19 protein-coding genes are annotated in these 21,398 nt (G+C 35.8%); 5 read left to right on the top strand and 14 right to left on the bottom strand.

Going from position 1 to position 21,398, the window contains the following annotated elements:
• Nucleotides 1–109 precede the first annotated feature (109 nt).
• The 3 genes from HWV00_RS04420 (at nt 110) to HWV00_RS04410 (ending at nt 2,915) form a co-directional block, all read left to right on the top strand.
• Entirely contained in the window at nt 110–1,552 is a 1,443-nt protein-coding gene (locus HWV00_RS04420; RefSeq protein WP_211684937.1) for a DUF2971 domain-containing protein, read from the top strand.
• A gap of 97 nt (nt 1,553–1,649) precedes the next feature.
• Entirely contained in the window at nt 1,650–2,231 is a 582-nt protein-coding gene (locus tag HWV00_RS04415) for a hypothetical protein (protein WP_211684936.1), read from the top strand.
• A gap of 63 nt (nt 2,232–2,294) precedes the next feature.
• The gene (locus HWV00_RS04410) at nt 2,295–2,915 is read left to right on the top strand and encodes a hypothetical protein (protein WP_211684935.1); all 621 of its coding nucleotides are present in this window, start codon (nt 2,295–2,297) and stop codon (nt 2,913–2,915) included.
• A gap of 110 nt (nt 2,916–3,025) precedes the next feature.
• Here HWV00_RS04410 and HWV00_RS04405 read toward each other — a convergent pair whose 3' ends face one another.
• The 3 genes from HWV00_RS04405 to HWV00_RS04395 form a co-directional block, all read right to left on the bottom strand.
• Nucleotides 3,026–3,985: a DUF2971 domain-containing protein gene (locus HWV00_RS04405; protein WP_211684934.1), complete on the bottom strand. Its 960-nt coding sequence runs from the start codon at nt 3,983–3,985 to the stop codon at nt 3,026–3,028.
• A 35-nt stretch (nt 3,986–4,020) separates the two neighbouring features.
• On the bottom strand, nt 4,021–4,233 hold the full coding sequence (locus HWV00_RS04400; protein ID WP_211684933.1) for a hypothetical protein: 213 nt from the start codon (nt 4,231–4,233) through the stop codon (nt 4,021–4,023).
• Nucleotides 4,234–4,331: 98 nt separating this feature from the next.
• Complete coding sequence (locus tag HWV00_RS04395; RefSeq protein WP_211684932.1) at nt 4,332–4,682, bottom strand: hypothetical protein; 351 nt, start codon at nt 4,680–4,682, stop codon at nt 4,332–4,334.
• 504 nt (nt 4,683–5,186) lie between these two features.
• On the opposite strand from HWV00_RS04395, the gene HWV00_RS04390 reads away from it, so the two are divergent.
• Nucleotides 5,187–6,440, top strand: coding sequence for a hypothetical protein (locus HWV00_RS04390; RefSeq protein WP_211684931.1), 1,254 nt, complete (start codon nt 5,187–5,189; stop codon nt 6,438–6,440).
• 140 nt (nt 6,441–6,580) lie between these two features.
• Here HWV00_RS04390 and HWV00_RS04385 read toward each other — a convergent pair whose 3' ends face one another.
• From HWV00_RS04385 to HWV00_RS04365, 5 genes are read right to left on the bottom strand one after another with little or no spacing between them, the layout of a single operon-like run.
• Nucleotides 6,581–8,182 (bottom strand): TnsD family Tn7-like transposition protein, encoded by a 1,602-nt coding sequence (locus tag HWV00_RS04385; protein WP_211684930.1) that lies wholly within the window; start codon nt 8,180–8,182, stop codon nt 6,581–6,583.
• A gap of 1 nt (nt 8,183) precedes the next feature.
• Nucleotides 8,184–9,134 (bottom strand): TniQ family protein, encoded by a 951-nt coding sequence (locus HWV00_RS04380; RefSeq protein ID WP_211684929.1) that lies wholly within the window; start codon nt 9,132–9,134, stop codon nt 8,184–8,186.
• Complete coding sequence (locus tag HWV00_RS04375) at nt 9,131–10,627, bottom strand: ATP-binding protein (RefSeq protein ID WP_211684928.1); 1,497 nt, start codon at nt 10,625–10,627, stop codon at nt 9,131–9,133. The genes HWV00_RS04380 and HWV00_RS04375 overlap by 4 nt, the downstream gene beginning before the upstream one ends.
• 8 nt (nt 10,628–10,635) lie before the next feature.
• Entirely contained in the window at nt 10,636–12,828 is a 2,193-nt protein-coding gene (locus tag HWV00_RS04370; protein WP_211684927.1) for a transposase, read from the bottom strand.
• Complete coding sequence (locus HWV00_RS04365; protein WP_211684926.1) at nt 12,818–13,693, bottom strand: TnsA endonuclease N-terminal domain-containing protein; 876 nt, start codon at nt 13,691–13,693, stop codon at nt 12,818–12,820. Before HWV00_RS04365 ends, HWV00_RS04370 begins: the two co-directional genes overlap by 11 nt.
• A gap of 413 nt (nt 13,694–14,106) precedes the next feature.
• Between HWV00_RS04365 and HWV00_RS04360 the strand changes: the two genes are divergently transcribed.
• On the top strand, nt 14,107–14,862 hold the full coding sequence (locus HWV00_RS04360; protein ID WP_211684925.1) for a hypothetical protein: 756 nt from the start codon (nt 14,107–14,109) through the stop codon (nt 14,860–14,862).
• Between the two features lie 103 nt (nt 14,863–14,965).
• Here HWV00_RS04360 and HWV00_RS04355 read toward each other — a convergent pair whose 3' ends face one another.
• The 6 genes from HWV00_RS04355 to HWV00_RS04330 form a co-directional block, all read right to left on the bottom strand.
• Complete coding sequence (locus HWV00_RS04355) at nt 14,966–15,514, bottom strand: SLATT domain-containing protein (protein ID WP_211684924.1); 549 nt, start codon at nt 15,512–15,514, stop codon at nt 14,966–14,968.
• Between the two features lie 20 nt (nt 15,515–15,534).
• The gene (locus HWV00_RS04350; protein WP_211684923.1) at nt 15,535–15,741 is read right to left on the bottom strand and encodes a KTSC domain-containing protein; all 207 of its coding nucleotides are present in this window, start codon (nt 15,739–15,741) and stop codon (nt 15,535–15,537) included.
• A gap of 14 nt (nt 15,742–15,755) precedes the next feature.
• A complete protein-coding gene (locus HWV00_RS04345; RefSeq protein WP_211684922.1) occupies nt 15,756–17,531 on the bottom strand; it encodes an ATP-binding protein in 1,776 nt (591 codons plus the stop codon).
• Complete coding sequence (locus HWV00_RS04340; RefSeq protein ID WP_211684921.1) at nt 17,524–18,723, bottom strand: SIR2 family protein; 1,200 nt, start codon at nt 18,721–18,723, stop codon at nt 17,524–17,526. Before HWV00_RS04340 ends, HWV00_RS04345 begins: the two co-directional genes overlap by 8 nt.
• Before the next feature lie 291 nt (nt 18,724–19,014).
• Nucleotides 19,015–19,950 carry an SIR2 family protein gene (locus HWV00_RS04335; RefSeq protein WP_211684920.1) on the bottom strand — a complete coding sequence of 312 codons (936 nt, stop codon included), beginning with the start codon at nt 19,948–19,950 and terminating at the stop codon, nt 19,015–19,017.
• Between the two features lie 200 nt (nt 19,951–20,150).
• Entirely contained in the window at nt 20,151–21,086 is a 936-nt protein-coding gene (locus tag HWV00_RS04330; RefSeq protein WP_211684919.1) for an FRG domain-containing protein, read from the bottom strand.
• Between the last annotated feature and the right edge of the window lie 312 nt (nt 21,087–21,398).

Below are 21,398 nucleotides of genomic sequence, written 5' to 3'. Positions count from 1 at the left end.
GATTAGTCACTCTCCGTAACGGTAAGTAAATTTGACACATTGAATTATCATACTAAACAAATTTTATATCATAGATAATTTTAAATTTTCAGATTAAGGAGAACAATAAATGTTTTATAAATATAGGAATGACTCGCAATATACAGAGATGATTTTCACCACAGGAAAAGTTCATCTTTCGACCGCAAGTGCACTAAATGATCCATTTGAATGCTCTCTCCAAGAGATTGGTAAAGATTGGATAGATGAACAGATAGTTACAATGAAGTCTGCCGCAGTTTCTGGCTTTGTAATGAGTGCACATAGAGCTATAAAAAAGAATTCTTCTTTTTTCGGATTATCATCTAATGAAATAAAAGATGTATTAGAAAACCTTTCGAGAGAAAAAAACCTAAAGTCTAGCTATGATTATTTCAAAAACATTATGATCAAACTTAATGGTAACCCTCCATCAGACTGTGATAATTTTTTCTCAAATATAGATAGTCAACTAAATGATGTTGGAATATTTAGTTTATCTACTTGTCCTTTGACTCAGTTACTTTGGGCACATTATACCGAAGATCACAAAGGGGTTTGCATTGGGTTTACTCCTACTGAAGGAAAAAAACTGAATGACCCAGCATATTGCCTTCAAGTATCATATTCTGATTCCATCCCGAAAATGTCTCCTGAAGGTTTCAAATCACAGATGAGCTTTAGTATGACTGAGTCTGGAGGTATGTATGCATCTTCATATCAATTAGCATTTTCCGATGAGACATTTCGATCTGCGATCAGTACAAAACCAACTTGTTGGTCATACGAAAAAGAATGGCGATATGTCGAGCCTATTGGTGGCGAATTTCCATGGCCAGGTAAATTATCAGAAATTGTATTCGGATTAAAATGTCCAGAAGAACGTCGTGAATACTATATTAAACTTGCTGAAAGAAATGTTCCAAATGAAGTTTTTCTTTATGAGATAGTCATAAAAAGTGGAAGCAATAAGATTGAACGAATTCCCTATAAATTGGAGAAAACGACACCTTTAATGCCACTTGAAACCGAGCATATAAATCAAGACGGTAATAAAGTAATAAAATTAAGCATTGAACAGTTTTCGCATGAGATAATGGAATTAATTAAAAAAGGTGAAATAGACGAGGCTTTGTATCAAGTAGATAACAACTTAGAGGTGTCACCTGATGCTCCTCATTTATTAAATTTAAAAGGGATGGCATTAGGTTTTAGTGGTAGACATGAGGCTGCATTATCTATGTTTCAAAAATTAGATAAACAGTTTCCAAATATCGCTGATAATTTATATCAACAAAGCTGTGCGTTAGAGGCATTAAACCGCGATTCTGACGCTATCGAATTACTTAGAAAAGCAAACGAATTAGATCATAATGACCCTAGTATCCCATTCAATTTAGGGGTGATAATAATCAAAACTGGCGGTGACATAAATGAAGCAAGATTATTTTTGAATAGTGCAAAATTAATGGGACATCCAAGAGCTGGTTTGGTAATTAAAGAACTGCCTCATTTAATAACTAATCAAGCCTAAAAAAGTTGCTTAAACGGACGCAAACAATCATCTAACGTTCGTTCCTCACTTATTATAGATAACCTGTTAACAGGACATTAGTTTTACGGAGAACGCAGTGACAAAGATTGAAGAAATACGACTGAAAATTAGAAATAAAAAAGAAGCTGATTTTAACAAGCTTACATTCACTTTTTCTAACGAAGATATTGAACTCGCACATGAGTTAGCAAAAATTGACTTTTCGTATTACGAAAATAAAAATAGTTCTCAAGTCAAAAGTTCAGTTGAAAGCTCCATGGTTGGAATTTTAGGTGAAGTCGCAGTTTATCATGAACTGTCATCACTTAAAGAGTTTACTGATATGTCTTGGCTTGCAGGGAAGGAGCGTGCATCTATTCTGGATGGCCAACTTGTTTATCAAAAATCAGATTTGGAATGCAAGCAAAACGGCGAAGAAAAAAGTATTGAAGTTAAAACTATAAAATTTGGAGATCCGGAGGGACAGATTCTGGTTGGTCATGCGCATAAGTATAAAAATAACGGAGCTGACTTTGTTGTTTTCGTCCACGTCATGGAGCTAGATGATAGCTGGAAAGCGAACATCTATAATATAGTTGATTTAGATGACATAATATCCTCTAAAATAACGACTAATTGTTTTGGGGTCCCTTGCTATACAGTTCCCCCCAAACAGTAATAAATTCGCTCAATTTCACGCTTAAAGCAAATTTTAAATTTATTATTCATTGACGGAAAAATAATGACCGTTTTAAACGAAACAAAAACGGTTGGGTTTGTTTCGTTCCTAAACAAGTATAGCCAACCATTTTTCCGCTTAAGCGGGCGTTATAGGTTTTCGATGACTTCACATAGAGATTTAAACAATAAGCATGAAACTAGTGTTCTAGCTTCATATAAAAATCACCTTAAAACTGAAGATAAAATTCTCGAAGTTATAAATAGACCAGATCCTCCAGATGCATTCGTAACAATAGATGGGAAAAATACTTGGGTAGAAATCACTGATGCACATTTTAGCCGCGAGACGGCTATTAGCATAACTTCGTATGCAGCTGATGATAAAACCCATATACCATCGAAAGAGGGCTTGATTGGTGATCCAGATTCAATTACAACAGAAAGAGTTGAATCAGCTATCAGAGCAAAATTAAATAAGAATTCAATGATAGAATTAGCTGCTTCTAATGAACCAGGAATTCTTCTTGTTGGGTTATATGGGCCATTCTTTGATATAAAAGATGTTGAAAATAACTTATCTGATAGTTTTAAAATAGAGCTTGAAATTCAAGATGTTTTTAGATCTATTTATGTGTATCAAACATGTAGAAAAAATGTTCATATTTACAAAAAAATCAGGTGAAAAATCAATAGCAAGGCTATTTAAATGGTAATACAATACCTATGCTTCGGCATTTCGCCTTAAACACTTAACCCTACGTAGACTAAAAATGTCTTGTGTTACGAATCGTTCTAGAACGCTTTGTCATATTTCAGATTCCAGCCAACTATCTGATATTTAGTTACTTTCACATGAGGAATCCTACGGGATATTAAGAGTTTCAGCCTCTTTGCTCGATGTGGAGTAACTGAAGAGCCAATAATAACCGACTCTATATCTTTTTCGTCAAACTTGACCACGTCCAAGTTATCGTTAATATTAACTATTCTTTCAGAACATTTTCTGTACACGATACGGTATTCGTTTTCATAAGACCACTCAGCCCTTTTCATAAAAAAGTATTTAAACATAGCTCGCACGGTTAATTCTGAAGCTACATTAGAGTGGGAATCAGAAAAACCAGACCTAGCTTCTTTTTTAATTATCAATGCCATCATATTGTTAAAAAAATTATTAAGCGACTGATGTCCTTTGAAATAGTCAACTTTTTTAGGAATGCCTATCGATGGGTTACTTTTAAACTTAACAACCACCCCTCTATGTTCATCAGCATAATGTGACCACATCAAAAGGTTATCATTCTTAGCTGTTAAAGAAAGAATACGGTAATGACTTATTATTTCAGGCCATTTATCTCTTAGCTCGTTACTGAATTCGCTAAAATCACGTTTCAATTTTGGTAAATCTCGAGTTATTTCTTTATCAATTTCAGACTTCCGTTCATTTAAATCATCACCGAACTGACTTTCAAGTTCCCGAATCATAGCTTTCTTAAGTAGATTTCCATTAATTTGAATATCTGGAACCGCTGAATCCATTGGGTCATTAAATTTTAGTGGGTCTGTAAATTTTATTGTCTTATTTTTCAACAACAACAATAAAGTTCTTTGATCCATATACTTATAGTATGCAGAAGGTTGAGGTTCGATAACTTCATGTTTATCAATCTGCTTTCTTGTCAGAACTCGTATTTTCGATTTCAAACTCTTAATTCTGTGCTTTAGTTTTTTTACTTGTTTATGCCTGCTCATCTTCCTACCAAAATATAACACCTTGCTATGTATGTTTATAATCTACTAAAAGATTCAGCTAACATGATACCTTCAGCATCTAATTTTGAGTATGCTTTAAATACCGGAGTGTGCTGCATATCTCTAGCCCGCATATTTTTTTTATGCTCCTTAGCTTCATTATAAGAAGTAAATGGCCCTTCTAAACATTTATGACCTGGGTTTGTACCATCCAATTCCACACAACGAAATCCATACCAATATTTCATATTATCCTCTGACACATAACGCCCATTTAAGGGAGTGAACATTATTATCTAAAATTTTGTAGCTATGAAAAATAGAGCTCTCGATTGGCAATTCAGCTTTAAATTCTTAGTTTGATAAATCTATCTAATAATTTTGGTTTTAATATACGATCACACTCTGAAATGACTTTCTTATATTCTGTAGAAACCATTTCTTTATACTCTCGATAATCTTCATCTTCTGTTTTTGCACTAACGGTAAGGTTACAAGCATGAACAAAACCTCTGATAGCTTTTGCTAACTCAGGATAACGAGCAAATTTTCCTGCAACATATCCTAAATTTTCATGTAGAGGTACAAAATCAGATCTTAATTTTTCGACACAAGAGTATACAGAAACAACGTCTTCGGCAATCCCAATTTGTTCCTCTAGATTTTGTAACCTTTCAATTTCCTTATTCCAACGCAAAGTGCTCTTACCTCTATTAAAAGTCAACCTAACCCCAAGACTAGAAATAATATAGAAGTGAATACAGCTAATATTGCAGCAATTAAAGTTAACTCTTCCTTAGTCATAGATTCGATACCTTCGAAAAATAAATGCCTTACTAATCGGCGTGAAATAGTCGGCTAAGATGTGTGATGAACGAACAACAGCCAACTGTGATTCGTCCGTTTAAGTAACTTGTTTTTGAGGTACCAAGGAAACAGGATGAGCTATAGGGAAATTGAATTAGATATATCGATCCTATAACTACATTGATAAGCCCACCGCCATAAAGTTTAATCCCCGTAAAATTAATCAAAGTTCTTATAGCAACAAGTCCGGCGTCTATAGCTAGATTAACAAATCACTTTAGATGCATATCAAAACGCCACATACTGTATTTGAAATGATTTGTCTAAATATAAGTAAGTAACTGTATACAATGATATTATAATCGTCTTCATATTATCTAGCGCTGGTACTATTTTGAAAAAAGTTCTTTTATTAGGGGCGGGGTTCTCTTATGACCTTGGTATGCCACTTTCCCATGAGTTAACCGATGTATTCCTTAGTGTACTCAATAAAAAAAACGCTAGGCTACTTGTAGAAGCTGTATACCAAGCAAATCAGAATAGTGGGTCTAGACCAATAAATAAAAAAGCTTTAAATGAGGCTATGCAGCTAGTACTTGATTATAAAGGTCATAACTATGAAGAATTGCTTGCAAGCATAGAAGCTCTAAAGAATATCTACAGTAACAAATCCCAATCCGATAGAGATTCTTATCATCATTTATTTGGAGCTCTTTATAGCTTGATACATATGATATTAAACTGCTACCAGCAACTATCCTATGCCATGATTTATCCTAAAAATAAGCAATGTTTCGGTAATTTAGGTAATCTTCTTTCAGATGAAGAAACATGGGTCTTTACATTAAATCATGATATGTACTTGGAATGCTTAGCTTTAGATCTTGGAATCCCAATTACCTACGGCGATGAGCATCTTATAACATTCCCTAAAAGCAATCTCGAAATGAGAACAACAATAAACCTGACATACTCATTCAGAGACAAATTAACAAGCGTGGGCGGATTTTTAAAAAATCAAAAAGGAATAAATCTGGTTAAGCTCCACGGAGGCTTGTCGGAGCTAGAATATAACGATAATCAGCAGCTTTGTAATCAATCTTTAAATGTTCCAAATTCAATGGAGTTAATGCTTGATTTCATGAATATTCAGGCGATGGGTTACTACGCTAACGGTAAAAAAGTACCGTCAGGAAGAGACCGAGTGATAACCGATTTAAAAGGTGAGCTAGATATAATATGCCAATCAATGCTAACAGGCGGGGGGAAATACAGCCTTACAACTAATGATAAAAAAGGTGAAGAAAAACTAAAATTACTTACTGACCAATTAAAAAATACTGACGAATTAACTATTATTGGTTATGGGTTTGGGGATAAACACATAAATAACAGAGTGTCCAATTCAATGGTTTCCAACGAAAAATTGAAGGTCAGGATTGTAGATGCGATTCATAAACCGATTCCCGAATCCTTAGAGCAATTTAATTATGATGGTCGAATAAGGCAGTCCACTTGTGGTGCAGCACATTGGATGGATTATGTAGAAAACGAAGTGTGGAATAGAGATCAGATGTCGATGTTAGAACAAAATAAACACATTCGTGGTGATATATTAATAGCTGTTAAACGAATGCTGCCTTTTTGATTACAAGAGGCAGTAAAAACTAGCCGTTATCGTACTATAACTATTAAAATCAGTTTTTTAGATATGCATAAAGATCATAGGAAAGTTATTGAATTACGAGAAGTAACTAGAAAGATTATCGACTACCATTATGAAAAATATCATTTATGGTATCTCGATATCAATAACCCCTGCGCATAAGCCACCGAACGAGGAAGCTTCAATCTATCGTGCAATAACCATCCATGCCCACCCAGTTTTCGATCAATTTCAGACATAGAGTAATATTCATCATTAAGTCCCATCAATTGTGCAAGTACAGCAATATCTCTAGATACCCAATTAACTGATTTACCCTGGCCGCATTGTCGCGGTGCCGGCAAGTTCTCATATAACCATTCTTTGTCATTCTTATAGAGCCACATATAAGCGCGACACTGTTGTTTAATTGTATTGCGGGATAATGATGGGTTAGTTGATATAAACTCGACTAGAGCTTGCCTGTTAACTCTTAGACGATTAGCCATAATAAGATGGTGACGCCATTGCGAAAGTCCTTTATGGCTCTGTATGATTTGCTCAACAGCTGCGACTGAAATATCAAATTCATCGGCTATCGATTGTCGATGCGATCCGATAAAAGCTTTACGCCAAACGTCACGTTCAATACCTGACGTTATGTACTGCCGTCTACATTCAATACAAATTTGGTTACGAAGTGCTAGCTGTTTAATAAAACCCATGCTACATCTAAATTTTGCTGACACCTGCCGCATTGAACAGCCGTCTCGAAGCATACTCAACAAAGCCTCTTCATCAACAATAACCTCTGCGGTAACGACAGGGCTTGGAATAACTTCGCGAAGCGGCCCTCTAAAAAATAACACAGGAGTTCGAGCCAAAAACGCCATCAGCAACACATGTTTAATGTAATGCGTATTATGATTGCTATGTACCAATGATGGTACGAATACAAACTCACTCAACTCTAGAGGTAATACAGGCTCAATCTGATTAAACAACGTTTGCCAGAAATAAATTAAATCTGTTTTAAGTATTTTCCAACGCAAATTACCGCCCTGGGTTAGATAGCCTTTAGACTCCAACCAACATCGATAGTGTTCGCTTAATACCTCAACCCTAGACATTCGACAAAGATAGGTTTGTAGCTCAATAACAAAAGAAGACAGGTATAACTCTTTTTCCACGATATCTAGACCCGGCATCCCCTTGTCAATAAAAGGTAATTTTAGACTATGGTTAATTCCCCCATCACCGGCTGGTATCTTAATTAATTTCAAACAGTGCACGGGGCATACTGACACTCCTGCTAATTGGTGAGATGTATGCCAATATCCAGAGCCAAATTTCACCTCATCAGCAAGAAAGCATTTTGCACAAAATGAAAAATAGTGACCAATATTTATCTTACAGGATGCTTGCCTGGCACTTCCCCCAATCAAAGATCCTTTACTCCCCAGCATCGTATGCATTAGTTTAAACTTAGCTGATTTACTCGTTAACCCCATTTCAAATAGAGGGTAGCCCGTTGCATAGGTGAGTAGGCTCGCGATATCAGTTTTTGTTGCCTCGCTAATTTGTTGAAGGTGTGCCGGTAACAAAGAATGCAATCTTACCGACTCTGCATCAAATATAATTTTATTCGTTTCTTTCCAGCTCATACTAGTCGAGAACCAGTGTATTCTTGCAACATAGCTGTAAACCGACTCGCCTTGAATATACTTAGTAAAGAGCTGGGCCATGCTAACCTACTGTCTCAAGATTTAACGATGAGGCTACCGTAGCCAAATCAATCCCTTGATGCTGCAAAGCAATCATATGCACAAGTGGTATAAGTGGGTCGCCACTAGATAAGCGCAAGCGAGCTTTCCTTATCAAGGGCGAACTCACACCGCCAAAATATGGTTTCGCATTATTGAAGTAACTCAGCAAAGCATTATTATCAAATTCATTTGCCAATGATTTATGCCAACTGCTAATGAGACGATTGGAACTCAAAGTGCCTAATTCACTCTTTTTCAATCCTATTTTTTTACACAGTAAATCGCTTAAAATTTCTAACGATAACGCATTTTCATTCATCGAAAGCCAAATGCTCGTATTCTCAATACCAGCCATCGTCTTAGAAAAATAGCCATCGTAACCCGGCATCCATGCTGCACAATTTGGACAGGCGTTATTCATAGGAGGAAGTACTAAATCTTGTATTTTATTAGCATGGAAACCACACTGTATACAATGCCCAGATAAACCGATGCCATGACGATAACAGTGATAAACGCCAGGTAGCTGGTGTTGATGATGATAATATTCAATACCGTACTTAGCCTCGTCTTGCTCAACACAATCAATACACCAGCGCCAGTGTCTAACATTCAAATTGCTAACACCACTAATCCTAAGGTGGGAACCTCCACTTGATGTATTAAGATATTGTTGTTCATTAATATTCAGAAATGGAGATAAATACTGATTTAAACTATTCGTGTATCTACATTTTTCATTTTCAGAAGTATGAAATATCTCATCTAACTTAACGTCATCACCATGCAAAAACCGTAAAGGACTTATCACTTGATTATTCAACCCTAACTGATTGGCCGTCGAGGAAAATGCCGGTGATAAAGCTAATGCATGATAGCGGCCAACGGCCCCATTCAAGCTCTCACCAGGAAGCAAGTTAAAGCGCTTCATGATTGAGTTCCCTTTTCTATCGTATAACCAAGGTTAGCTAAGACATTATTAGGTTTAAGATTACTTGAAGATTGCTGAACAATACCATCTTGTAACCTCTTTTCCCTATCAGCAGCAACAGCCAAAGTCCCTTGAAGCGGTAAAGATTTAGACTTCTGAGTATTAGTTACCTCTTGATCCTTAATGATACTTTCTGCTACATCTTTAATTGAGTCATCGCCTGATATGACCTCTGCTAGCAATAGAAGAGGACGAAGGTCTTCAAACAGATGATAATCCCCAGAACGAAGTGCATCTAATGAAGGTTTTAAAACCTTAAACTGCTCATCAAAAATTTGATCTAATGCAGCTACACTTAAATCTTGTTCAATGGGATCTAAAAAGGTCAAATAAGATAATGTAGCTTTAATAATACTCGCTGCTATAGCAGGGACCCCGCAAGTTATAAAATGAATTCTGTCACGAATATCTGCAATGGCAGTTTGTTGATTAGCCATAAAACTTATCTGGCACATTTCTTTAATAAAGCGATTCCAAAAAGAGCTATTTACATCACAACTTCCTAATATTAATGAGCCACTAGCTGTCGCTCTTCGGCTGACTGTTGCCTCTGATTTAAATAAATTCAACATAGATAGTGTGCCAACAAAACATAGAGGTACACCGATGACATTAAAGATTTCCTCTATAAATTTCATCGATGCTTGTTCATTTGCACCCAATGTTTCAGTTTTTGATGGTCGAGATAAATTCTGTGCTTCATCAATAAAAATAAGGCCTATGGCATGTATAATGACTGCCTTTCTAACAATACTCATAAGCTCACCTGTATTACTATTACGATATTTATAGCTGTAATTTTCTTTGGTAATATTATCAAGTGCTTCTAAAATACTTATAAGTACAGCTTTTTTACCCCGACGATTATGTACTTCAATATACAAATGAGTAATTTGAACCTGATCCAATTCAACTAACTCACCGTTACTAACTTGATAACTAGAGTGGAAGATAGACTGAGGTATCAACTTTAAAATATTCTTAATCATGGTGGTTTTACCGATACCACTCAAACCAGAAAGAAATGTACACAATTTAGCATCCACGAGTTCAAGTGAGTTGATATGAACTGCTTTCATTGGGTCATTTTTATCGCGTTCAACAGCAACAAGTAGACGGTTGGTGTCTGGGCCAATTGGGTTTCGACGAACGTATCCAGCTTCTATCATTCTCCTCAGTAGATCATAAAATTGATGAGCTTCATCTTTTACCACGTAGGATAATAATAAGCCGTCAATAGCCGTCCTTGAATAATAGCTATGTAACTCAGCTGGGGTTTCACTTAAATCTAAATCGCTTGTAAAAGGGACATTAGTGGCCGCTACAAATTGTGTAAGCGATAAAGGAAAACCTAAACTTTCAATAAATGGATTACCGCGATATGCTTTGTTAGGATGAACAATATATTTTGCAGTGTGAGTTTCATTAGACATAATAATTCCTAGTAATCGATGATGTTGGGATTGGATAAATTTTGGACTCTTTTCTCGGTCTTAGAAATTGGCTTTTCGGAAGCATCCTGATTCGACTTAGATGACAAGTCTTGAACAATTTCATTATATTCCTGCGCCTTTTGAACCCCGGCCTCAAGCTGTTTCATAACCTTCATATTTGGCTGAATACCTTTGGCTTCTGAATGGTTACGTGCTTTTGCTGCTGACCGTAATTCTTTCTCCATCTCTTCCAGAGATAACTCCAAACTTGCACGTTCCATAAAGCTACGATCACGAATACGCGCAAGCTCATCTTTAGCGATTTCTACACGATGTAATACATGAGCCCACTGCTGATTTTTGTATGCTTCACTACGGGTCGTAAGGTCGATTTGAATCAATTCTTTAGTCTCTTCATTACGCCACCAAATATGACTAGTAGAAACATCAGAATAACGAATCTTAATGTTGCAGCGCTTTTCAACTCGGGCTTTAGCTAGCCAGTCGTCATTTTCAATTTTTTTACAACTGTAATATAAACCCTGAAATAAAATGCCTTTAGTTTGAACAGAAGCTTTGCCTTCAGGTAGTAATGAATATCTAAGCTGATCTTTACTCACACTTGGACGCATTACCGCATTTTTAACACCCCACAAATAAACAGCTTGCGAAGTAAACTCAACTCCATCACGAGACATCTCAAAATTATGACTATCGATACGAGGTTGATAGTTATTTAGATAAATAATGCGTTTAATTAATCGATGCATAAACTCATCGAGGGTGTAAACTGATTTACGGGATGCATGCTGAGCATCCTTGTTCGGAATTTTAAGCACTTTTCCCGCTTCGTATTTCACTTCCTGCGTTTGAACAGTGTCGAATGTTTTTTCAACCGTACCTTTGGCATCGCCACGATGATAAGCATTAAAATTACCAGCTGTAATGCCCGTGTTAATTTTAATCATGCTTTCAATATGTTTGTCTGTATTCTCGCCTCCACGGTCAAACGTCACTTCACGACATGGATGATTACAAGGCCACTCCTCAGGAGTAATATCAACACCATACTTTGCACAAAACTCAACTTTATCTGTCATTGCATTAAATAATGCTTGAGCAGCACCGTGCCATTTAGGGGCATCAAACCCCACATGTAAACCGACAATCATTCCGCTATATGTATCTATGACCAAATAAATATTGGGTCTACCGGTTGCAAGATGCTCATTGTTCGAATAAGGGTAACGAATGTATAAATCAGCCGTGGTCGAGTCTATTTCATATCGGCAAGTAGGGCCTCGAAGGCCTTCTCTAGCAACGCCTGGTTTACCAGCTAAATCTCGTGCACTTCCGATCGATCCTTTTTGCTTTCGCATCAAATCTAATTTACTAACAAACTTCTTAAGGTGATATTTAAAAGCCCGTTGCGATACTCGGTATTGCATCGGCAATATCATATGTATAGAAGAAACCATTTCTCTGTTTTCATCTGATTTTTTACGACCCTTTGGCTTAATATCAACACGAAAATATTGCATGTTAAATTTAAGATAAAGATCCGCGAGAACGACTTTGTCTCCTGACGGGATTTTTTTCGAAAATGCTTGGATATTTCTAATATCAGACAGGTTGATTCCTCTATGGTGCTCACCATATTTTTGATGCCGCCCTCTCTTCGATGCTATGCATACCTCACCACTACCAGTAACAGTATGGATAACAGGTAACTTATAATTCGAACCACTCGCAAAATAGTGCGGTAATAGAGAATTATTAATTCCTCCGTGAGAAAAGAATCGATTTATTGAGCCTGTAACAAACTTTCGACTACGTCCTGAGGATGCTATTAGTGACGTCAATATTCCCGCGCTATCACCAAATAAATAACGAAAACGTAATTCATGATCATCAATCATTGGGGACAATGCATTGACTGCTGAATCTCTTTTTTCTAACCAGTCAGGTGGAATTTTTTCATCATGCAACTGGATAGCATATGGAAAATGATGGTGTGTGATAATAACTGAGCCTTCCTCTAGCCAGTCATAGACTTCGCTAATTGTCTTGGTGAACGGACGCTTAGGCGGAACAGTTAGTAAATCACTGAATGCAACAAGATCAAAATCCTCCGCTATCTCTACGATTAGCCACTCAAGTTTATTTTTATTATTTGAAATTAATTTTTGATTAGGCAACATGAGAAGTCCCCTTATTTAATAGAGCAAGAGGACGATAAAGTTCAATTCGCTCTGATAAATCAAGTTTCAAATCATTGTGGTATACAGCTTCTTGAAATAAATATAATACTTGAAAGTTTGAGGTATTAAGGTCATCAGCAACAGCATCAATATGCTGTCTTAATGTGTCTTTCGGCTCGGATAGGAATCGCTTTTGTAGACGACCCAAAACAATATTTTTAAATTGTTCGCCAACATCTAGATACTCGGGGTAATCAAAGCATTCACGAAAAAACTCTAAATTATAGATAACTGTTTTATCAAAATCACATTCAGTCAAAAAAACTATTTGTAATCCTAGAGAAGCCCAATAAAGCTCTTCAATCTTGAGCTTTTGCTTCGTTCGTTGGTATTTTCGTATGTCATGTTTTGTAATATCCAGCGCACCCGAATATTTAAAACTGTAGGGGCTTAAAACAACCTTTCCTGAAAGTAATCTTTTCACAATGACAAAATCTGTTGTCATCACTTTAGCCGGGATCTGGTTATTATATTTCTTACGCTGCTTATAGGCTCCGGGATGAACAACATTAAGCTCTTCAGCAATTTTCATCGTCTCAAAAATTGGTAGAGGGTACTGTTCAAGAATATCGACCACTGTAGAATCTTGCTCAAACATAAAAAACGGTAAGCGCTCTCCGCGAGAAAGTAAATGGTGATTTCTGTTAGTTTTAAAGCTATGAATTATGTGCCCCTGTCCATGGGTATGAGACCCTCGAACCGTCACCCATGGGCGATAGCCATTCTTTTTTATATCCCGATTAAAATTATCCATTTTATTTATTTCGGTTTGGGTGATAAGTGGTTGCTTTACGCTCTTTTTCATTGGTAATCCTAAATGTAGTTAAATTTAAGCTCTAGATTAAAAATGGATATCAACTATCAAGTTGTCAAGTTTTCCACACAAATAAAACCAACTTAAACCATTGAATTAGTTAGTGTTATAATATGTGACGAACGATTTAACGCACGACTGACATCCCGTTTATATTTAATAAAATATATAAAATTTCATTTCACATACTTAATCCAACGACCTAGAAAAAACGGACAATTATTTTTCTATTTTTTTAAATTCAATAGATTAGCCAGCTAATTTTGTTTTATGATGGTTTCTAATGTATTGCTTACTATTGACATTAAATGTGAAAAAAAATTATGTTCAGTAATACAATCCATAAATTTAAAATGGCTTTCCATATAAATTGATTCAAAAATCGGAAAAGGAATTTGAGTACGATGAGTATTAACCAGAAACAAATCTTGGAATTTGAAACTGCTGTTGCACATGAAGGTGCGAAGGTGATAGAAAAAGCTAAAAATATAGTCAGAAAAAAGTTAGTCGTATTCATCGGAGTACAATCTACTGAATATACTCAAATGGCTGAAGATTTTGTGGCTAATGCTCAACTTAGCTTGCTCCAAGGTATCCGTAAGAAACAAACTGAAAAATTTACGACTGTAGATGCCTGTCAAGCTAGACAAGCCAAACTATGGGATCAATTTAAAACTGAAAAGAATCACCTTGAACGCTACATTATTGGCGTAGTAAGCAAAGAATGTGACACTCGCTGTATTCGTTGGTCTCATGACATTAACACCAATAAAATAGATAAAGGTGAGCGAGAGGAGCAATTCCCAATTGAGGAAGATAGAACTAAGGAAAACGGCAAGCGATTTGCAGTAAGAGCTCGGCATTCTAGAGTAAATTTCGATACACAAACTGACGAAGATTGGATGGCAGTGAACTCAGAGGTTTTAAGATCTGATATTGAAGATTATGAACCTGAGGCGATTAAAAAATTAAACGATTACTTATCACAAAAAAAACTCACTAGAGATGAATATACATTAATCATGCAGCGCCTTGATGGTAATAGGTTTAAATATTTAGCCGAACTGTATAACGAAAAACAAGACACTGTTAGGGTTAGATATAAACGAGCTCTTGAGAAGTTAGGCTTGAGTCCTAGTGATTTAAAAATTAAAAAATAATTTTCCTCAATATCAATGCAATATCAGAGACGTAATTAGAAAAGCTACTCCCGAAAAGAATAGCTTAATATTCAACTACAATTAAAAGACTTAATTGTTATATTTATTTTAACTTCTTTTTTTGTTCCTCCTTTAACTTCATCACTTTCTTAAGAGCTGAATATGGAGTTAAAGGAGCATTCTGAGAAGTATACTCCCACTCTATTCTTAATATTTTCAATTGTTTATCAAGGTCATTATCATTTAAGCTTGATTTAATTGTATTTAATTTTTCTAGCTGCCTTCTCAATTTACCATAACAGCCTGCGGCAGAACGATGCTGTTCTGCTTTTTCGGCAAATCGAGAAAACGATACAACACCTGAAAGCGTGGCGGATGAAATACTCATAATAACTAACAATAACTTCCATGCCCCTACAGCGTTCATAAATAACATAGCAGTTACAATCGTTGAGCTAGTAATCAAAGCATAACCACTTATGTTAGCTTTAAAGTAAAGCCTTTCTGACTGGACATAATGAGCCATTTGGGCATCAGCCAATCTTACTAACCAATTCGATATTAACTCATGAATACTCGAACGGTTACCTGCGTCCACAACCTCAAGCTCAGCTCTGTCGTCATTAGCTTTTTTCTTAATATTTTCACTCAAGTAACAATCTCCTCCAAGCCTTAAATTTGTGCGAACGAATACGCGGTTTTAATATTTTGATGATGAAATGCCCCTTTTGAACCGGAGTTCATAAGTTCTTCATATATATAATGTGGCACATCAAAATATTGATAAGTACTTCTTCTAAACTCTATTTCCAGAGTAGAGCTATCGTGGTCATATCCAACTGATACTAAATTGCTCGATTCTACAAGTTGCCTTTCCATAAGTTCTCCATCAATTATTTGTTAGTAATATTCTGCGATCTCCATGAGCTCACTAAATCTTTGAAATCATGTTTTTCTTCTTTCTTTGACCAACTATCTGTAACTTTAGGGTCATGACTATTAGGGAACTGATCTTCTTTTGGAATTCTAAATTTGAATCGCATTGGTAGCTTTGCGGCCTCACCTGTCACTATCGCTTCACCCGTTCTTAAAATAGGAAGGGAGTCGACTATTCCTGACAGGCTATCTGACATAGCTGACTTCACTCTACTTCTGTCCGCCGCATTGCTGATACGCAGAGAGAATAATGTCCCACACTGAGATAGAATTGTTTCATCAATTTCCGAAGGTCTTTGACTAATTAACATTGAGCCTACGCCAAATTTCCGTCCTTCCTTAGCGATCCTTCTAACCATTGATTTAGATAAGCCTGTATTATCTGTCGATAGATAACGATGAGCTTCTTCCATAACTAAAAGTAGAGGAATTTTCTTCATTCCAGAGTCAAGGTTTCGCCCCCAAATGGCTGACTCAAAGAGAATATCTAGCATAGATCCAAGTAAAAGATCTAAACGCTCAGATGGCATACCTGAAAGGTCAAGAATCGTGATAGGTTTCTCACCACCAATCCAATCTTTTATTAGCTCGGGTAAATCTTTTTCTATCTTAAAATCGTTACTTGGAGTCCATTCTCCCGGGTTTAGAAAAAAAGAATATTGATTATCCAAGAGCTTAGATCGCATTGCGTCTAAATTCTTTTTCCATCGATTATCACCTCCTTTTTTTACAAAACCTTCTATTGTAGTTTTCGGCGGACAAAAACGAGGTGCGACAAGCCCTTCAGCATTACCTTCACCATCATCAGAATATGCCGGATTTATCATTTCTTTCTCTTTCCAATTCATACTATCCATATAGTACAAATCGTACCAAATATTTTTAAGCCGAAAAGGGATTGGAGTATATGGTGTTATTTTTTCGACATCTAAATTTAAATGTTTATTTTTTTCTGCAAACTCAATTTTCTCTCGAACAATCAAATCTATAAATTTATTTTTAAGGTCTGAATTTGGTCCACACAAAAAATCAATCAAGCTTTCAGGTGCAACACACCAATATGGAATGAACAATTTTTTTGTTCCTTCTTCCTCACCAATTGAAAATACATCAGCAATGTCATTCAATGCAGATGAATACTCTCCATGTAAATCAAAAATAACGATCCTTGCAGATGGCATTAAGACTTCAGTTGTATGCGAGGTGACGATAGATCTCATTAGGCTTGCAACGCTGGTTGATTTTCCTGAGCCTGTTGAACCTAAAATAGCACTGTGTTTATTGATCAAGCTATCCAAGTCAATACTGACATTAATGCTATCGGAGCTCGATAACCTACCAATAGTAATCTGACCATTTTCATAAGATCCGTAAATATTCTTAAGATCATCTTCAGTAACAAGATGAACATCTTCAGATATCGATGGAAATTGACTTATCCCTCTTTCAAAATCAGGTCCTATAGCTTCACCAACTAATTCAACTTTTATTTGCCTGCTTGATATTTTTTTACCTCTAACATCTCCATCAGATTGCTCTGACGTTTCCGAGATTACTCCAAAAAGATTATTGTACCCTTGTGGAATCCGAACAAAACTACCTACTTGGCCAATTCGATGTGTTTTACCTTCAATTATGAGTAACCCCGATTTCACTTGAGGTGTTAGTTCGACATAAATTGATGCTCCAGAAACAGAAGTAATGGTCCCTAGAAAAGTGGGCATTTCATTCATTTCCCAGTCCTTCTGTTTTTTCATCAATTAACTCAGGCGTCATCGATAATGATCCTCCTGAACTAGCTAAAAACTTAGCAAAAGACACAAAATCCCCAAGACCAAATTTATTATCTTGAGCAGTCCAGTATTCGTTTCGAATAATATTCCAGTTCTTACTTGGCGGCTCACCAATAGCCCAAGGTGCTGCTACGCCATTTATAACTGCGCCATCGGAACAATAAACACTTATATTAGGATTCCGACTTGCAGCTTGAGTGGCATGTATTTCTTCAGCCAATGTCTTAAACTGAAATGCAAAAATTGCTGAAGAACGGTTTTCAGACAAACATTCATCAAGCTTTGCGGTAATGTGGGCATCGGCAAAAGAAAAGCCAGAAGTTAACAAGAGAGTATCAGGTTCTAATAAAAAATTTTTAAGTCTATCAAATAATGAAGAAAATGGTGCAGATTGAGTCTGATCATATTTTATATGTGATGGGTAAACCATAGCGCCTTCAGAATCACAATCACCTCTTACAACCTCACCTTTTTCATTTTTTAACCAATTTATTGAGCCATGCAATTTCCACAGCCGAATCCATTTAGCAGGTAAATCATTACTAGATATACTCGATGGGTCAAAGAAAGCACTTTTTGAACCAGAAAATCCATCAAAGTACGGAGTTCTAGCTCTCTCCATAGCTTCCTCTAAAAGAAGGTCATAATTTGTTGTGAATATTTCGACTGCAAAATCTCGATTAATACCGTTAATCCAAGACACTAGGTGACTATATGGGTTCTCACCTTCAGGTAGCTCTTTGTTTACAACCTCTTTGATTATAAGACATATTTTTTTAGATAATTGATTATATCCAGTGGCATCTAAACCATGAACTTCAAACTGACCAATCACTTCTGCGAGAGAACGAACCCTTGAAAGTATTAGCTCAATATTCGTATCCCCAAGTTCGGCGGCTAATGCATCAAACGCAGGTTTCTCTTTAAGCTCATCTAAACCTTGATAGACAATCTTTGTTAAGCCTGCAATATCAGGTATTAGCGGAATTCTTGGATTATTTAGTTCTGCAATATTAATACTAACAGGGGCTCCTGCACCTATAAGAATCCCAATCTTTTTTTTATTATGCGTGAGCAAGTGGCGAAAATCATACATGTACTGATCTGGGTTATGCACCGTAGTGGTTGGCATATATTACATTCCCTTAATAAAAAATAGTATTATCTGGCTTATGCCTATTTTCTTAGGCCCTTTTCAACAGTCAGGATTCTAAGAGTTCAGTTTTAACGCAAATGATAGCTATCAACACTATCATACAGATACCTTTAAGTCATTGACATTAAACACAACTATTTTAAATCAAGCTTCGGGAAAAGGATATATTGAGGTTAACTAGGCAGTACCACATTAAAACGTTTAAATCACCTCAAAGCTACTAATATCGACTGTAATTATCGCCGGTTTGATTCTGTTACTGGATGTTTACTCCAGTGCAAACCAATCGACAAATTCTAAAATTGATTCAGGTTGATGCAAAGTAATATTCATATTAGGTAGTTTACGTGCCCAATATACTCTTCGTTCTGCCCGTGTTCCACTTCCTAAATATTCAATAATATGAATATTTTTTTCACGGCTATGTTCCAATATTTTTCTATTTAAATGAACATCTTCGCCAGAATAACCAATCAAAACAACACAGCTAACTTCATTTAGTGCTGTTGGCAACCTCCGCCAATATTCACTAAGAATTGGAGATGAGTCAATAATCATTGGCTTATGCTTCACATGAGTTAATACAATATGACTTTTCTCATGTCCCTGCACATTATTTCGTTCTTCACACAGTAGCTTACGATTTCCTTGATATAAAGGCGAACCGTGTAGATGCATATACCATGCTTGAGTTCTAGGTCTGTGCCTATCTAAGTTGTGACTAGAAAACCCTAACCCTCTTGTAAAACCATCAATTAGTAAATCAAATCCACTTAGCACTCCGTGATCTTTAAGCCCATCATAGAGCAAGTTATCATAGTTCAATGTAGCTATATGAGATTTAGATTCTCTAATATAGTTAGAAAGCGATGCAAGAAAAGGGGCTGGTAAATACGAATCCGATTGATGAAAATAAAAAGCTACCTCATGCATGAATTTTTTATAAGCAACAGGTAATTGAGCAGCATCTTCAGTGAGCCAACTAGGTGAATCTTCTGTTTCTAAAGATTTCAAATAATCACTGGCAACAATTGCGATTTGTAGTTTTTCTAATTGATGTTCACCTTGTGGTGATTCATGCTCACCAACATCTTCGATTGACCCGATGATTAACCTTTTTTTAGCATCATCAAAATGTTCAGTGCCCTGCCAAACAGTTGCCAATCCTCTAGCTAAAGAAAAATACTGATGATTAAGAGCCATTCCTAATCCATTACCAAAAATCAACAAATTACGAATCAAATTTATCCCTCCTATATCTTACATACTTACAAAGTTACAAAGTTACAAAGTTACAATATCATACCTTAAAACTGCTATATTCAGCCATAAACAGTAAGTAATAGCCTGATTTCAAATATAAAATCATTCAAGTAAAATAACACTTAACTACAGCAGAGTATTTATAGGTTAAACCTATCCTTAGTTAATCGAACAGCCTCTCTAATAATTTCTAAATTCGGGTCCTCACTTATATTTGGATATATATAATTTTTATTGATTCCATATTTTTCATCTAATTCTCTAATAATCTGTTTTTTGAGACTTCCTTTGATTTTGTATATTCTACGCCCTTGATAGGATGTCTCTGGAGAAGCTGTATACATAAGCTGATCAAAAGGAATTGTTGATAAATTATAAACAAACACTCCTTTTTGATTACGAATACGCTGACTGTATTTTATTTCATCTAGCTCAATTATGGGTGTTATAGTAACGCTATTTTCTGGAGGACTTCTCGTAATTGTTGTACAACTTTTTATAGCATACGCACTTGCTTGCTCTGGACTCATACGTGTTTTATCTTCATTAAACAGATTAAACCCAAGGTCACCTGGATCACTACAAGCGTTTATCATTCTTTTTACATGGGCATAAATATCACACATATAAACACTACAATCTTTTTCTGGATATTCAGAACAAGCAAAATATAGTGCCACTTTAGGATCTAAGGTAAAATCTATTAGGTCGGTAGGTAGCCCATAATGCTGGGCTAAATATGCAATTGAATTTAAGTTTAACTCCTTGGAACCAAGAGTTAATAAGTTATCATAAAACACATCAAGAATTTTAAAAGACAAGTCTGAATAGTCTTGAAGGTCAAATTCAGGTAGCATGATTTGTGTATTAAAACCAACTTCTTGCTTAGACCAAAGTAAGTTTCTTGAGTTTATAAAATACCTATAAAGCGTCGAAATACAAACAAAGTCATAATTAGACATCCCTCGATAATAACGATCTTCATTAAAATCGACGTCAAAAAGCATCTTATTTAACTCATCCATGGAGTTAATTTCTGTTTGATACCACTGTCTATAATCAAAAGTTGGAAGCACAATACACTCCTTATTTTTTCAATCTAAATATCCATTAACGTGATAGTACAGAGACATAATCACTCAGACCTGTTTAGCTTAATCGCCACAGCTCCGAGCAACATTAACACTTTTGCTAGTAGTAGCTAGCGTTATAAATAATTAGCCTATGTAAGCAACTACGCATCTACAAAATATAACGTATTCATAACTCTACATCATATTTATTTAATATAAAAAAGCGAGTTCCACTTTCGCAGAACTCGCTTTTAAATCAGTTGAAGTTTCCAACTTTATTTGTCAGTTTCCAACTCTTTTGAATCGGTTTCCAAC

Source organism: Moritella sp. 24, assembly GCF_018219155.1.
Classification (GTDB): domain Bacteria; phylum Pseudomonadota; class Gammaproteobacteria; order Enterobacterales; family Moritellaceae; genus Moritella.
The sequence above is the reverse complement of the archived record's forward strand: the minus strand, read 5'-3'. Positions and strand labels throughout refer to the sequence as shown.